The sequence below is a fragment of the Cohnella endophytica genome (assembly GCF_003628305.1).
GTDB lineage: Bacteria > Bacillota > Bacilli > Paenibacillales > Paenibacillaceae > Cohnella > Cohnella endophytica.
The window spans coordinates 22641-36568 of the sequence record NZ_RBZM01000008.1; the positions used below are offsets into that span (position 1 = coordinate 22641).

A 13928-nucleotide genomic window follows, 5' to 3' on the forward strand; every position below is an offset into this window, starting at 1 on the left:
TTTTATGAGGTGTCGACTAAATGTCAGAATCGTTGTTCGTAGGCGTAGATTTGGGTGGAACCGCTATTAAAGTCGGCTTGTGCAACGCAACGGGGGATTTGCTCCGTACGTACGAAGGGCCAACGCAGGCTGTTGACGGGGCGGATGCCGTATTGACCAATATTGCAGCCTATGTCAAAGAACTCGTACCTCCGGGAACGCCGGAATGGGATGCCGTAGAAGGAGTCGGAATCGGTATCGCCGGATTCTTGAATATACCGGAGGGGATCATCGATTTCTCGCCGAACCTTCCTTTCAAGAACGTGCCAGTTAAGCAAATCATGGAAGAGAAGATCGGTAAGCCGGTCAAGATCAATAACGACGCCAACGTAGCCGCGCTCGGGGAAGCATGGGGCGGCGCGGGCAAAAACGTTCAACACTGCGTATGCTATACGCTAGGGACGGGAGTCGGCGGCGGCATTATTTTGCACAATCGGCTGATCGAAGGATCAACGGGTATGGCAGGCGAACTTGGCCACATGTCGATCGTGGCCGACCTTGAAGCGATTCAATGCGGCTGCGGCAAGATGGGTTGCTTGGAGACCGTTTCGTCCGCGACCGGAATTATCCGCATGGCGAAGGATGCGGTCGCTCGCGGCGACCGGACGTCTCTGAGCTTCGTCGAAGGCGAGCTAACGGCGAAGGACGTGTTCGATGCGGCTAAGGGCGGGGACGAAGTCGCTCAACGCATCGTCAGTCGCGCGGCGTTCTATCTGGGCAAATCGATGGCGGCCGTCGCCGTCGTCGTGAACCCGCAACGCTTCATCATCGGCGGCGGAGTGAGCAAAGCAGGGGATTTCCTCTTCGCGCAAATTCGCGAAGTGTTCCATAAGCTGACGCCGGACAACGCCCAAGCAGGCGTCGAGATCGTGTCCGCCGAGCTGGGCAACAATGCCGGAGTCGTCGGCGCGGCCGGATTGTTCTTACGAGCATAATTGAAGCAGGCGCCCGGCTCCGCTAGCTAACGATGCGAGTCGGGCGTTGTTACGTTCATCTTTACCGGGGGGAGGGAATAGGATGGATACGATATCGTCGCAATCGACGCTAGTCATTATTACGGGGATGTCCGGCGCGGGCAAGACGATCGCGGTTCAGAGTTTGGAAGACTTGGGCTTTTTCTGCGTCGATAATCTGCCGCCGGTGCTTATTCCCAAGTTCGCGGATCTGATCGAACAGTCGCAAGGGCGCATTGCCAAAGTGGCTTTGGTTATCGATTTGCGCGGACGGGAATTTTTCACGGCGTTATCCGAATCGCTTAACCATATTCGGGAGCACTATACGATTCACTACGAGATTCTATTCTTGGACGCGACGGATTCGGTGCTCGTGCAGCGGTACAAGGAAAGCCGGCGCAGGCATCCGCTTGCCCCGGACGGCTTGCCGTTGGACGGAATCCATCTGGAGCGCAAGCTGCTGGAGGATTTGAAGGGCTGGGCGACTCAGGTGATCGATACGAGCAGCCTGAAGCCGGCGGCGCTTAAGGAGAAGATCATCGGCCGTTTTACCGATATGGACCGGAACAACATCAACATCAATATCACCTCTTTCGGATTTAAGTACGGAGTTCCGATAGACGCCGATCTGATCTTCGATGTACGGTTCCTGCCGAATCCGCACTATGTCGATCAATTGCGCCCGAAGACGGGCGTGGACCCCGAAGTGTACGATTACGTAATGAAGTGGCCCGAAACCCAGACGTTCCTGACGAAGCTTCTGGATATGCTTCAGTATTTGATTCCCCTTTACCACAAAGAAGGCAAGAGCCAAGTCGTTATCGGGATCGGCTGTACCGGCGGAAAACACCGTTCGGTTGCTCTGGCGGAATATCTGGGTCGCAGGCTGGGTTCCGGCGATACGGAACTAGTACGAGTGAGCCATCGGGATTCCGATCGCGATCGGCAGAGCTGAGGTGAGGGAATGAAGGGTCAACCGACGCTCTCCCGTAAACCGCGGATCGTCGTCATTGGCGGCGGGACGGGGTTGTCCGTCATGCTGCGCGGCCTTAAGCAGAAGCCGTTGGACATTACGGCAATCGTAACGGTCGCCGACGATGGCGGGAGCTCCGGAATTCTGCGCGAGGAGCTGCAGATTCCGCCTCCGGGAGATATTCGCAACGTATTGTCCGCGCTTGCGGACATCGAGCCTCTGATGGCCGAGGTAATGAAGTACCGTTTCAATAACGGTACCGGATTGGCGGGCCACAGTTTGGGCAATCTGATTCTGGCGGCGATGACCGATATAACCGGGGATTTCGTTACGGGAATATCGGAGCTTAGCCGTATTTTCGCGGTACGGGGTCGCGTGTTGCCGGCGGCAAATCAGGCGATCGTGCTCAAGGCCGAGATGGAAGACGGCTCGATCGTCGTAGGGGAATCGACGATTCCGAAATCCGGGCTCGCCATTCGCAGGGTCTTCTTGGAGCCGGCCGATGTCGAAGCTCTGCCCGAGGCCGTTCAAGCGCTTAAGGACGCGGATGCGATCTTAATCGGACCGGGGAGCCTCTATACGAGTATCATACCGAATCTGATCGTGCCGAAGCTGGCCGAAGCGATCGTTCAGTCCGACGCGGTCAAGCTGTTCGTCTGCAACGTAATGACCCAGCCCGGGGAGACGGACAATTATTCGGTCAGCGACCATTTGACGGCCGTGCAAGAGCATATCGGACAACAGTTGTTCGATTACGTCATCGTGAACGACGGGGAGATTCCGCCGCAGGTACAAGATTTATATGCCGAACAAGGCTCTACGGCCGTCCATCTGGATTTGGACGAAGTCACGCGACAAGGTTACAAGGTCATTGCGGATACGCTCGTGCTTTTCCGAACCTATCTGCGCCATGACGCGGCGAAGCTTAGCGATCACATTTATCATCTGGTCGAAGATTGGATGTTGCGAAAGGAGTGAATAGGGCATGTCGTTCGCGGCGTTAACGAAAAAAGAACTGACATTGCTAGAATCCGACGGTTGTTGCGAAAAAGCGGAGTTGTCGGCGCTTATCCGGATGAACGGTACGATCTCGCTGTCCAATAAGCGGGTCATACTGGACATCGCGACGGAAAACGCAGCAATCTCGCGCCGGATGTATACACTCTTGAAGCGGCATTTCACGGTCGTGACCGAACTGCTCGTGCGCAAGAAAATGCGGCTGAAGAAAAACAACGTGTACGTCGTGCGCGTGCCGGCGGGCGCGGAAGCGATTCTGAACGATCTGTCGATCGTCTCCGAAGGTTTCTTGTTCCATCCGTCCATCGATAAAGATTTGGTTCGCAAGCCGTGCTGTAAGAAAGCTTATTTGCGCGGGGCGTTCCTGGCCGGGGGTTCGGTCAACAATCCGGAAGGTTCTTCCTACCATCTGGAAATCTCTTCGATGTACGAAGAGCATTGCCAGGCGCTGGTGGAGCTTGCGAACAAGTTTCATCTGAACGCCAGATTCATCGAACGCAAAAAAGGCTTCATCCTCTACATCAAAGAGGGCGAGAAGATCATCGAGTTCCTAAGCATTATCGGCGCGCATCAAGCGCTGTTCAAATTCGAAGACGTTCGCATCATGCGGGATATGCGCAACTCCGTCAACCGGATCGTCAATTGCGAGACGGCCAACCTGAACAAAACGATCGGAGCCGCGGTCAGGCAAATCGACAACATAAAGCTGCTGGTGAAAGAGGTCGGATTGCACAATTTGCCGGATAAACTGCGGGAAGTCGCGGAGATCAGATTGCAACATCCGGACATTAACCTGAAGGAAGTCGGGGATTTGCTGAAGGGGCAAGTAAGCAAATCGGGCGTGAACCACCGTCTCCGGAAGTTGGATGAATTGGCGGAAAAAATCCGGAATGGCGGCGCATAAACCGTATGGCGCATTTGCTGAAATCAATGTTATAATAGGTAAGAAACTGTAGCACGGGGGTCCCGACTAGCGGGACAAACAAAGATAGGGGGTATCCGGTCCATGACGAGACAGCCGGTTGTCGTTCGGCTTAAAACGGGACTTCACGCCAGACCGGCGGCACTATTCGTGCAAGAAGCCAATAAATTCTCTTCGGATGTCTTCGTGGAGAAGGATGACAAGAAAGTAAACGCGAAGAGCATCATGGGTATTATGAGCTTGGCGATCAGCTCGGGTACGGAAGTCGCGATCAGCGCGGAGGGTTCCGACGCAGAGCAAGCTGTAACCGCTTTAGTCCAGCTTGTAAGCAAAGAAGAGCTCGAGAACCAATAATACGAATACCGCAGAAGTCCCTTAGGGGACTTTTTGCTTTTTTATGGGCACGATGAAACATTTAGGTAATGCAGCGCGTCATTAAGTCAGATCGAACAATCGAAAGGGGATTGGTTCATGAATAAGCGCGTATTGTTGCAAGGGGCTCTGGTTGCTTTAACGGTGACGGCGGTCGCATGGATAGGGTATGGGAGAGGGGCGGGGAATGTAGTGGCAGCCGAAGCAGCGCAAACGACGGCCTCGTCGGCGAATACGGTGACGGTCGGGGCTAGCGGTTCGATCAAAGTAGATCCGGACGTGGCCTATCTGAGCTTGGCGGTCGAAACGCGCGGAGCGAAGGCGGCGGACGCGCAGCAAGCGAACGCGGACAAATTCGCGGGCGTGGAGAAGACGTTGTACGAGAAGTTCGCGATCGATAAGAAGGACGTGAAGACAACCGGATTTAACGTGCAGCCGGAATACAATTATACGGAGAAGGATGGGCAGGTATTGAAGGGATACGTCGCCGTTCATTCTATCCAAGTCTCGTACCGTAAGTTGGATGGGATCGGCAAGCTGTTCGACGCGTTGACCGCGTCCGGCGCGAACCGTCTGGACGGGGTGCAATTTTCCACGGAGAAGAGCGAGCAGTACGAACTTGAAGCTTTGAAAAAGGCGATGGCGAACGCGGATGCCAAAGCCGGCGTTCTCGCCGTGTCCGCAAAACGGCAGCTCGGAGCCGTGTTGAACATCGTTCAGGGGGATGCGCAAAGCATTCCGGTCGTCATGAACCAGATGGCTAAGGTTGCGATGGATTCCGCCGCGAGCTTCGCTTCGAGCTCGGTGCAGTCCGGGCAAATCGAGATTTCGGCGAACGTAACGGTCCAATACGCAATGAAGTAATAGGAAAGTCGGCAAAGTCACGCGCGACGGGGCTGTCTCCGAGGGACTTAACCTCGGAGATCGGCCCCGTTTCGCGTTCAAGTATGTCTTTTTTTCGTTATTTCTTGCTTGCGAGGAACTTGTCGAACTGCTCTTGCTTCTCTTTGATGATCTTATCGACTCCCGCGTCTTTAAGCGCGGCGAGGTATTTCGGAATGACCGCTTCCGGATCGACGGAACCGGAGGAAAGAGCCGTGAAGTATTGCGTCGATACCGTCGTTACCGCCCCGATCTCGTTGAGTACATTCGTATTGTCGAACGTAAAGCCGAGGCCGGGCGATTTAATGCCGGCGGCATTAAACTCTTGGAACTTTTTCCACTTGTCCGGATCTTCCGTCTTGTACAGATAGTTCAAATATTGGTTGCCGAGTTCCCATTGGGCGCCGGGCTTGTAACCGATTTTCGCCGGATCCGCTCCGGGCGGCAAGTCGATAATGTTCTCTTTGTCCGTTTTCACGTAATGAGTGCCCTCGATGCCGTAATTAATCAAGTTGTTGAAATATTTATCGGAATGGAGCAGGTTGATGATCTGCATGGCGAGTTCCGGATGTTTGGATGTCTTGGAAATCGCGAGCATGGCTCCCGAAGCGTCGCCCGTCGTGATCGTCGGCTTGGTGAACTCGATTTGCGCGAGCGGAAATCCGACTTGTATGGCTTCCTCTTCGGCTTTGCCCGGCTTCAGGCCGTCCGTCCATAGGAACACTTTGCCCGTCTTCGCTTTCTCGTTCGGCTTCACGTTGGTCGTCGCCGCGTCGCTGTTGATCAAGCCCATCTTAAAGAACTTGCGGACTAATTTGGCCGCATCCATAAACTCGGGAGTTTCTACCGCGTTCAATATTTTCGTGTCGGTACCGATTTTCTTGATGACCCCCGGAACGGAGGCATCGCCAAGATAATCCCAATCCAGGTTGTCGAGAATGCCGTTGCTGCCGCCGTTGCCTTGGTTCGAGATGTACCAAGGGGTAATACCCGGCTCCTTCTCCTTGATCGTCTTCAGGATCGGTTCAAGGTCCGCCCATGTTTTGACGCCGCTAATATCGATGTTATACTTCTCGACCAAATCCTTGCGGAATAGGACGCCGCGGGTGGCGGCCAGCTCCTTGTTCGTCGGAACGCCGTAATTTTTGCCGTTGATCTGCGAGCCTTCCCAGAATGCCGGCTCCAGGTTAATGTCCTTGCCGTATTCGGCCACGAGATCGTTAAGGGGAATGAAAGCGCCTTTGCCTACGTTAACTGCGTATTTCTGCCAAGCCGCCGTAAAAACGATATCCATTTCTTTGCCGGCGGAGATGCTCAGGTTGAGCTTATTGTCCCAATCCCCGAAATCGATGGCGACGATTTTCAAGTGAGCGTTCAGCTTTTCTTCCAAATATTTGTTGGCTTCTTTCTCGACCAAGCCGACATCCTTCTGCGGCGTGCCTGGATAGTAGAGCGATATTTCGACGGGATCGCCTTTCGGCTCCGCGGGGGGAGCGGAATCCGAGGCGCTCGGGGATGCGTTGTTGCCGTCGGTGCTCGGCGAGCTCTCGGCATTGCTTTTGTTGTTGTTTCCCGAACATCCGGCAAGGGCCAAGCTTGCGGCCAATGTCAGAACAAGCGAAACGATCAGCCATTTGTTCTTTTTTCTCGTGAGCATTTCATGCCCTCCTTTTTGATGAAACCTTGCACTAACCTTATGAGAACCGGTGCGCACCGGGGCTAGCCGATAGACGGGATGAGAGCCATGCTCTTCTTAGCCTTTGACTGCGCCGAGAGTCAGCCCTTTGACGAAGAACTTCTGGAAGAACGGATAGGCGAAGATGATCGGACCGATACCGACGACGGCCATCGCCATCTGCAACGTTTTCGAGGGGAGATCGAGAGAGCCTCCACCTTGCGAAATCCCATTGGCGACCGCCGAGTTGGATAGGATGTACTGAATGCTGTTCAGAGTCCGATACATGAGATACTGGACGCTTACGTTCTTGCTTTCGTCGATGTAGAGCAAGCTGAGAAACCAATCGTTCCAATAGTTCAGCGTATTGAATAATCCGATGGTAGCGAGTACGGGGAGCGAGAGCGGAAGTACGATACGCATAAAGGTGTACCATTCGCCCGAACCGTCGATCTTGGCCGATTCCAGCAGTTCGCTTGGAATCGTGGTGGAGAAGAATGTTCGCATGATGATGACATAGAACGGCGTTAGCAGGAGCGGCAGGATCAGTGCCCAGATCGAATCCATGAGGTGCAAGTAGTTGACGTACACCAAGTACCAGGGGACGAGTCCTCCGTTGAAAAGCATTGTGAAGAAGATCAAGAAGGCGAAGAAGCCGCGATATTTAAGATCGCTTCTCGACAACGGATAAGCGAATAACGACACTAGAATGAGGCTGATAATCGTGCCTACGACGGTCACGAAGAGGGAGACCCCGTACGAGCGTATGATTTGCATGTAATCCAGGAATACCAGATCATATGCCCGAAGGCTGAACTTTTCCGGCCAGAATTTGAATCCGTTCGCGATCACGGTCGTCTCGTCGGAAAAGGAGACGGCGACTACGAGAACGAGAGGCAGGATACAGGCCGCGCTTAAGAGCAGGAATAGAACGTGGAGGAGCGACTGGCCTAGCTTAGAAGAGTCGTAATGGAGTTGGGACTTCGAGCGCGATTGCGATTGTGCGATGGAGATCACCTCTTTTGCTCTAGAATAGGGCGTTTTCTTTGCTGATCCGGCGAACGATCGTATTCGTGACGAGCACGAGAACGAAGCCAACGAGTCCTTGGTAGAGTCCGGCGGCTGACGACATGCCGATACTGCCGTTGATCAGGAACGTTCGGTACACGTACGTGTCGATGACGTCGGTAGTCGGAAGCAGCGGACCGGCGTTGAGCGGTACTTGGTAGAACAAGCCGAAGTCCGCGTAGAAGATCCGGCCGATGGCGAGCAGCGTCGTGATGATCATGACCGGGAATAGCAGCGGGATCGTGATATGGACGATTTGTTTCCATTTTGAAGCTCCGTCCAGCTTGGCGGCTTCGTACAGCTCGGGATCGAAACCCGCGAGAGCCGCTAAATAAATGACGGAAGTATAACCGACGTACTTCCAGGCGTTAACGATCGGCAGGATGAATATCCAGTAGGACGGCTCGGCGTACCAGTCGATCCGTTCGAGGCCAAGGGGCTCTAGAATCGACTTGTTGACGAAGCCGGAGTCCATTCCGAGGAACCCGAGCACGATATATCCGACGACGACCATGGACAAGAAGTACGGCAGGAACACGGCCGATTGGTAGAAACGGGACAAAAGCTTGTGGCGGACTTCGTTAAGCAGGATCGCGATCGTAACGCCGGCCGCGAGATTGAACAGGATGAATACCGAGTTATAAGCAAGCGTATTTCGAGTAATGACCCAAGCGTGATTCGTCAGGAATAAGTACTTGAAATTGTAGAACCCGACCCAGGGACTTCCGAAGATGCCGTCCGTGTAGTTGACGTTCTTGAAGGCGATGACGACGCCAAACATCGGAATATAGTTATTGACGATCAAGTAGAGCACCCCGGGCATGAACATAAGATACAGCGCCTTGTGCCGCCATATATAGCTTAAGAAAGATGGCCTTGGAGCGGGCGGCGAAGTTCGGGACGGGACCGAAGCCGGGAGCGCGACATCGGCATGAGTCGCTTTCATGCTAGGCAAACCTCCTTTCCGCATCGTTCTGGATTGGTTTCATTATAGACTCGGAGGAATAACGGCCTCTATCGACGGGGGTGACTTGCTTTCTGTCACTCTGGTGACTTTCGATCGGCTCCGCAACAGGAAAACCGCCCCATCAAGAGGCGGTTTAATTGACGATAGAATTAGCGAGCGGACTGGAGTTTGCGATACTCTTGGGGCGTGACGCCCGTCATTCGTTTGAATTTTCTGCTGAAATACGGGATGTTGTCATAGCCGACCGCCGCCGCGATGTCGCTGATTTTCATCCGGGTGGATTCCAGAAGCATCTTCGATCGGTCGATCCGCGCGGAAAGAATGTAGTCGGTGAGCGATACCCCGGCCTCCTTCTTGAACAAGCGGGACAAATAGGCGGGATTAAAATGGACATGGGCCGCGATTTGTTCCCGGGTAACGTCTTCGTTAAGGCGGTCGTTGATATAATCGGTAATGGCTTGCATGACCGGAGACGCTTCTTTGCCATGTCCGAGCAGACGGTCCATGCCGATCCGGACGACGCGGTAACACCACGATTTGAATTGCGGCAATGAACGGGTGACTGCCCCGCCGTCCGCGAAATCGTACTTGTCGAACGCGTCGTGAAGCGTCAGTCCCCGCCTGTGAAAGGCTTGGAATAGAGTATGGACGAGGGCGTGGAAAAAGGCGAGTAGCGTCTCAACCGACAAGGACGGCTCGGCGTCCAGCGCTCCGAAAATATCGTCAAGCCGTTGTTCGACGCCGGTACGGCTCCCGAGATCGAATAGAACTGCGATTTCGGCGACCCATGGAACGGCGAACTGCTGTCCGGCGAACTCCTTTAACGAACCGTAAGGCAACACCGAGTTCGTTCGCGAGACATTCAAACGTTCTTCCTCCAGCAGGTTGACGCAGGTTTTAAGCAGATCGGAAAATTCCGCGTCTAACCCGACGTAACAGCTGACGTGGCATCTCAAATATTGATTGCACATGGCGATGAAATGAGAGCAAACCCCGAGTAACTCTTCCTGCGAGGGGAGGCTTGCGGACTCCCCGTAGAATAACGTCCAATTGTTGCCGTCCCGGTCTTGCAGAACCGTTCCCGGTCGATTCCCGAGAATGAGCTCGGAAGCTACGTTACGCAGCGCGTACTCCATGATGTCTTCGTCCTTGGCGCCGATGTCCTGCTGCCAGAGCTCGACCGACAGGAGAACCGGAATCACCTGGCACGTCGGATGAAACCCAAGCTCGTAAGAAGCGATCAGCTTCCCGATCGTCTCGGGAGAAGGGGAAATCCGGCGCGACAGCAGGTCATGCCAGAAGCGCTCCTCCAATAGCGGCTTATGCGTTTGGAATAGCTTGTAATAATGTCCGTGCACCTGGTTGAACCGCGCGCTCTCCCGCCGTTCCGCGATCTTGGCGAGCACCTTAACAACGACTTTCGTCAGATCCGCGAAATCGACCGGCTTTAACAAGTAGTCGAAAGATCCGAGCTGAAGAGCGGTACGGGCATAGGAGAAATCCGCATGACCGGTCAAGAAGACGGTTTCGGCTTCCGGAGCGTTCGTTTTCACCCATTGCAACAATTGCAGACCGCTTGTCTTCGGCATCTCTATGTCGCATAGGATCAAGTCGATCGGTTGATGCCGCAAGCAGTCTTTCGCTTCCGCGGCGTCAAGAGCTTCGAATACGCCCTCTACGCCGAGAGCGGGCCAGTCGATCCCGTAGCGGATTCCGTCCAAAGCATATTGTTCATCGTCCACGATCAGGACGTTATACGGCTTCGTGCTCATTTTCATCCTCCTCTATCCTTCGTTCGAGAGGTATCGTGATGATCAAAGCGGCGCCTTGGGGCGCTGCATTTGCGAACTTGACGCCGGCCTTTCCGTCGTAGCGGATGCTTAGCCGTTGAAGCACGTTGCGAATGCCGAGATGACCGGCTTGAGGCCCTTCGTCCGGGAAATCTTGAGCCATCAACCGGGCCAGCACCTCCTCCGGAAATCCTTCGCCGTTGTCTTGGATGCATACCGTCAGCCACTCCTTGACTCGATCTTCGTTCGGAGGCGAGGAAGAATCGGAATTCCCTTGCGCGACAATGTCGATAGTAAGCAGGAAATGTCTGTTCCGGTTCACGAAGCCATGGATAATGGCGTTCTCGACGAACGTTTGAATGGAGAGGGGGAGCACGAGAGCATCGGATAAAGAGGCGTCGATTCCGATTCGGTATTCCAGCTTGTTCGGAAATCGCAGCATCTGGATCTCGAGGTAGTTGCGAATGTGGCGAAGTTCCTCCCCGAGCGTGACGTCCCTGCGTCCGGTGTAAATATTAAACCGGAAATATTCCGCAAGATGCCGGGCCATTCGTTGAATGAGCTCGAATTGTTTCGTAACGGCCAAACTATGGATGATGTTCAGCGAGTTGAGATAGAAGTGCGGCTTGATTTGCGCTTGCAAATGCTTGAATTCGGCCTCTTTCGTACGCAGCTTTTCCTCGTAGACATCGATTTTCAGGCTGCTGATCTGATCGATCATTTGGTTGAACGTCCGATTTACGAACGTAAATTCCGTTGTTTTGGCTTGCCCGAGCCGTGCGCTGAGATCGCCTCGAATGATTTGGTTCATCGCCCGAATCAGCCGCTTCATCGGTTTCATCAGCACCGTCTGGAAAAACAAGAAGTAGAGTAGCAACACGAGCACCCCGGCGATCGGGACGAAATAGAGGGCGATCTGGAAGAAGGGTAGCTTTTGAAATATTACGGACTCCGGGATGAGGACGGCGTAACGAATTCCCGCGGAGTGCGAGCTGCTCGACAGCAGCGTATATCGGGTTCGATCGTCCGTAACCTGTTGGACGTCCGGTTCGTTATCCTCCGTATGCAGACGGATGAGCCGTTGCTGCGATTGGGTCAGATTCGTGCCTAGGATGAGCGCGCCGTTTAGGTCGGTGACCCCGATGCCGCCGCCTTTTTCCATTTCAAAAAAGTGAAGCGGTTCCAAAATAAGCCTTGCATCTATCGTTGCTCCGATGACGGTCAGATTGCTAAACGCAACGACTCGAAGCAGGGAGGGCGAGCCATTGAGCTGAATCGTCCGCCAGCCGGACAAGGAAAACGTTTTACGATTCGCCGATGCTTCTCCCAAGATTTGCTTGAGTTGCGTCGTTTTCGCTTCGTAGTTCGTCCGGGAGTTGATGATAAGATCATCGTCGCGAACGTTATAGACGAAGAGGGTATCCAAAGAACTGAAAAATCCGATGTCGGTTTGCAATTGCTCGAATATGCGGAGCTTCGTCAGCACGTAATCGTCGGAAGCGTATTCGTATCTTTCGAGTTTGCTTAGATCCGGCTCCCGGTTGTTGAACAGCGACAAGTAATTGCCGGTCTCTTCCATGAGCTGATCGATCCTGTTCACGTGCTCGTTAAGCCGATAACTGTTCGTGCCGGTCACTTGTTGTTTGACGATTTCCGTGGCGTACCTATTGTGGAAGTATAGAAAGAGAATGAGAGGGGAGACGATGATGGCAAATCCGACGACGAAACGGAACTTCAGCGTTCGGGTCCAGTCCATGTTGCCCGTTGCTCCCTTCGGAACGGAATTGCCTTTATATTAAATTTTATTTACAGGTTTTGGCAAGATAAAAATGTACTGGAAACAAAAAAGCCGTCACCCGGGAGCGGGGACGGCAATTATTCGGCAGGGTGGAATTCCCGAAGGGTCTAAGCCTCGCGGCGATGTTCCAAATGACGAATGGAAATCGCTTCTTCGAGCAATTCGATGAATTCGTTGGATAGGTTCATTTTCTTCGCTTCCCTGTAAACTTCAAGCAAGTGTTCGTCTTTAAGCGGGCGAAGCAGGGATGCTTTATCGCTAAGCCTACGTGCTGCCACCATATCGATGGAGCTTTCGTTGGCGCTTCGGGAAGGCTTTGCGACTTCCGGTTTGTTGACAAGATATGGATAGGACCGTTCGAGCATGGAGATCCCCCCTCTTCCAGAGTTCCTAGGTGCTGACTAGAATTGGAGGTAAATTACATTACCTCATGCTTCAGCATATCATGGATTGTTTGGCTAGCAGAGAGGGCATTCAAAGTTTTGAATTTTTCTTGACTTATTGAATTGGGTGTGGTATTAGAAAGACCTCCAACAGCGCCGTATTGGCGATGAGGAGGTCTTTTTCGTGAATCGGGGTGAAAGTAGTCGAGAGGATTAGATGACTTTATCGATGACTTTGTCGATCAATCCGTATTCCTTGGCGACTTCCGCTTCCATGAAGTTATCGCGGTCGGTATCTTTCTCGATGCGCTCGAGCGGTTGGCCCGTGCGTTCGGAGAGAATGCCGTTCAGCTTATCGCGCAGCTTGAGGATGCGACGAGCGCGAATCTCGATATCGCTTGCCTGTCCTTCCGCGCCGCCGAGCGGCTGATGGATCATGACTTCGCTGTTCGGCAGGGCGAAGCGCTTGCCTTTGGCGCCGGCCGCGAGCAGGAAAGCTCCCATCGAAGCGGCCATCCCTACGCAGATCGTGGATACGTCGGGTTTGATGAATTGCATCGTATCGTAAATGGCCATGCCGGATGTAATGGAGCCGCCGGGGCTATTAATGTAAAGGTGAATGTCTTTTTCCGGATCTTCGGCCGCCAAGAACAGCAACTGAGCGATGATAGAGTTGGCAACCACGTCATTGACTTGAGTGCCTAGAAATACGATTCGATCTTTGAGCAGACGGGAATAAATGTCGTAGGCCCGTTCTCCTCGATTGGTTTGCTCGACAACCATAGGTACGAAACTCATGCTGGCGTCCCTCCTCATGATTTGGTTTTCTAATCATAGCGAATCCGGAGGCAAAAGTCAAAGAACGTCAAACGCGCGGAAAAGAGTTCATATCAACAAAAAAACCGACCGTATGGATCGGTCGGTTGTGCTGAATGATATAAGGTGGTAGGGTTGGCGCGCCCGTGAGGAATCGAACCTCAATCTCAGCCTTCGGAGGGCTGCGTCATATCCGTTGGACCACGGGCGCTCATTAATTGCAGCAAGAGTTATTATAGGCGATGGAATAGCAAAAAGCAAGTAACAAACGCG

General features: G+C 53.4%; 13 protein-coding genes and 1 tRNA gene. 6 read left to right on the forward strand and 8 right to left on the reverse strand.

Features of this window, described 5'->3' with window-relative positions; all coding sequences use genetic code 11:
• Window positions 1-20 precede the first annotated feature (20 nt).
• From D7Z26_RS18350 to D7Z26_RS18375, 6 genes are all read left to right on the forward strand, one after another.
• Window positions 21-974 carry an ROK family glucokinase gene (locus D7Z26_RS18350; protein ID WP_120978488.1) on the forward strand — a complete coding sequence of 318 codons (954 nt, stop codon included), beginning with the start codon at window positions 21-23 and terminating at the stop codon, window positions 972-974.
• Window positions 975-1056: 82 nt separating this feature from the next.
• The gene (gene rapZ / locus D7Z26_RS18355) at window positions 1057-1947 is read left to right on the forward strand and encodes an RNase adapter RapZ (RefSeq protein ID WP_120978489.1); all 891 of its coding nucleotides are present in this window, start codon (window positions 1057-1059) and stop codon (window positions 1945-1947) included.
• A gap of 9 nt (window positions 1948-1956) precedes the next feature.
• Window positions 1957-2943: a gluconeogenesis factor YvcK family protein gene (locus D7Z26_RS18360; protein WP_120978490.1), complete on the forward strand. Its 987-nt coding sequence runs from the start codon at window positions 1957-1959 to the stop codon at window positions 2941-2943.
• Between the two features lie 7 nt (window positions 2944-2950).
• A complete protein-coding gene (gene whiA / locus D7Z26_RS18365; protein WP_120978491.1) occupies window positions 2951-3886 on the forward strand; it encodes a DNA-binding protein WhiA in 936 nt (311 codons plus the stop codon).
• Between the two features lie 102 nt (window positions 3887-3988).
• Complete coding sequence (locus tag D7Z26_RS18370) at window positions 3989-4258, forward strand: HPr family phosphocarrier protein (protein ID WP_027086334.1); 270 nt, start codon at window positions 3989-3991, stop codon at window positions 4256-4258.
• 117 nt (window positions 4259-4375) lie between these two features.
• Window positions 4376-5140 (forward strand): SIMPL domain-containing protein, encoded by a 765-nt coding sequence (locus D7Z26_RS18375; protein ID WP_120978492.1) that lies wholly within the window; start codon window positions 4376-4378, stop codon window positions 5138-5140.
• Between the two features lie 97 nt (window positions 5141-5237).
• On the opposite strand, the gene D7Z26_RS18380 is transcribed toward D7Z26_RS18375, so the two are convergent.
• From D7Z26_RS18380 to D7Z26_RS18415, 8 genes are all read right to left on the reverse strand, one after another.
• Window positions 5238-6815 carry an ABC transporter substrate-binding protein gene (locus tag D7Z26_RS18380; protein ID WP_120978493.1) on the reverse strand — a complete coding sequence of 526 codons (1578 nt, stop codon included), beginning with the start codon at window positions 6813-6815 and terminating at the stop codon, window positions 5238-5240.
• A 96-nt stretch (window positions 6816-6911) separates the two neighbouring features.
• Window positions 6912-7850, reverse strand: coding sequence for a carbohydrate ABC transporter permease (locus D7Z26_RS18385; protein ID WP_325050462.1), 939 nt, complete (start codon window positions 7848-7850; stop codon window positions 6912-6914).
• 10 nt (window positions 7851-7860) lie between these two features.
• Window positions 7861-8847: an ABC transporter permease gene (locus D7Z26_RS18390; RefSeq protein ID WP_120978494.1), complete on the reverse strand. Its 987-nt coding sequence runs from the start codon at window positions 8845-8847 to the stop codon at window positions 7861-7863.
• 170 nt (window positions 8848-9017) lie between these two features.
• Window positions 9018-10640 carry a response regulator gene (locus D7Z26_RS18395; protein WP_158602368.1) on the reverse strand — a complete coding sequence of 541 codons (1623 nt, stop codon included), beginning with the start codon at window positions 10638-10640 and terminating at the stop codon, window positions 9018-9020.
• A complete protein-coding gene (locus D7Z26_RS18400; protein WP_120978496.1) occupies window positions 10621-12414 on the reverse strand; it encodes a sensor histidine kinase in 1794 nt (597 codons plus the stop codon). Before D7Z26_RS18400 ends, D7Z26_RS18395 begins: the two co-directional genes overlap by 20 nt.
• A 149-nt stretch (window positions 12415-12563) precedes the next feature.
• On the reverse strand, window positions 12564-12821 hold the full coding sequence (sda, locus tag D7Z26_RS18405) for a sporulation histidine kinase inhibitor Sda (RefSeq protein WP_233567034.1): 258 nt from the start codon (window positions 12819-12821) through the stop codon (window positions 12564-12566).
• 231 nt (window positions 12822-13052) lie between these two features.
• The gene (clpP, locus tag D7Z26_RS18410) at window positions 13053-13655 is read right to left on the reverse strand and encodes an ATP-dependent Clp endopeptidase proteolytic subunit ClpP (protein WP_120978497.1); all 603 of its coding nucleotides are present in this window, start codon (window positions 13653-13655) and stop codon (window positions 13053-13055) included.
• A gap of 136 nt (window positions 13656-13791) precedes the next feature.
• Window positions 13792-13866, reverse strand: a tRNA-Arg gene (locus D7Z26_RS18415).
• Window positions 13867-13928 lie beyond the last annotated feature (62 nt).

Excerpts from the sequence above, each read along its gene's own strand:
- D7Z26_RS18350 (WP_120978488.1), top strand. The coding sequence starts at position 21 with ATGTCAGAATCGTTGTTCGTAGGCGTAGATTTGGGTGGAACCGCTATT.
- rapZ (WP_120978489.1), top strand. The coding sequence starts at position 1,057 with ATGGATACGATATCGTCGCAATCGACGCTAGTCATTATTACGGGGATG.
- D7Z26_RS18360 (WP_120978490.1), top strand. The coding sequence starts at position 1,957 with ATGAAGGGTCAACCGACGCTCTCCCGTAAACCGCGGATCGTCGTCATT.
- whiA (WP_120978491.1), top strand. The coding sequence starts at position 2,951 with ATGTCGTTCGCGGCGTTAACGAAAAAAGAACTGACATTGCTAGAATCC.
- D7Z26_RS18370 (WP_027086334.1), top strand. The coding sequence starts at position 3,989 with ATGACGAGACAGCCGGTTGTCGTTCGGCTTAAAACGGGACTTCACGCC.
- D7Z26_RS18375 (WP_120978492.1), top strand. The coding sequence starts at position 4,376 with ATGAATAAGCGCGTATTGTTGCAAGGGGCTCTGGTTGCTTTAACGGTG.
- D7Z26_RS18380 (WP_120978493.1), bottom strand. The coding sequence starts at position 6,815 with ATGCTCACGAGAAAAAAGAACAAATGGCTGATCGTTTCGCTTGTTCTG.
- D7Z26_RS18390 (WP_120978494.1), bottom strand. The coding sequence starts at position 8,847 with ATGAAAGCGACTCATGCCGATGTCGCGCTCCCGGCTTCGGTCCCGTCC.
- D7Z26_RS18395 (WP_158602368.1), bottom strand. The coding sequence starts at position 10,640 with ATGAGCACGAAGCCGTATAACGTCCTGATCGTGGACGATGAACAATAT.
- D7Z26_RS18400 (WP_120978496.1), bottom strand. The coding sequence starts at position 12,414 with ATGGACTGGACCCGAACGCTGAAGTTCCGTTTCGTCGTCGGATTTGCC.
- sda (WP_233567034.1), bottom strand. The coding sequence starts at position 12,821 with ATGCTCGAACGGTCCTATCCATATCTTGTCAACAAACCGGAAGTCGCA.
- clpP (WP_120978497.1), bottom strand. The coding sequence starts at position 13,655 with ATGAGGAGGGACGCCAGCATGAGTTTCGTACCTATGGTTGTCGAGCAA.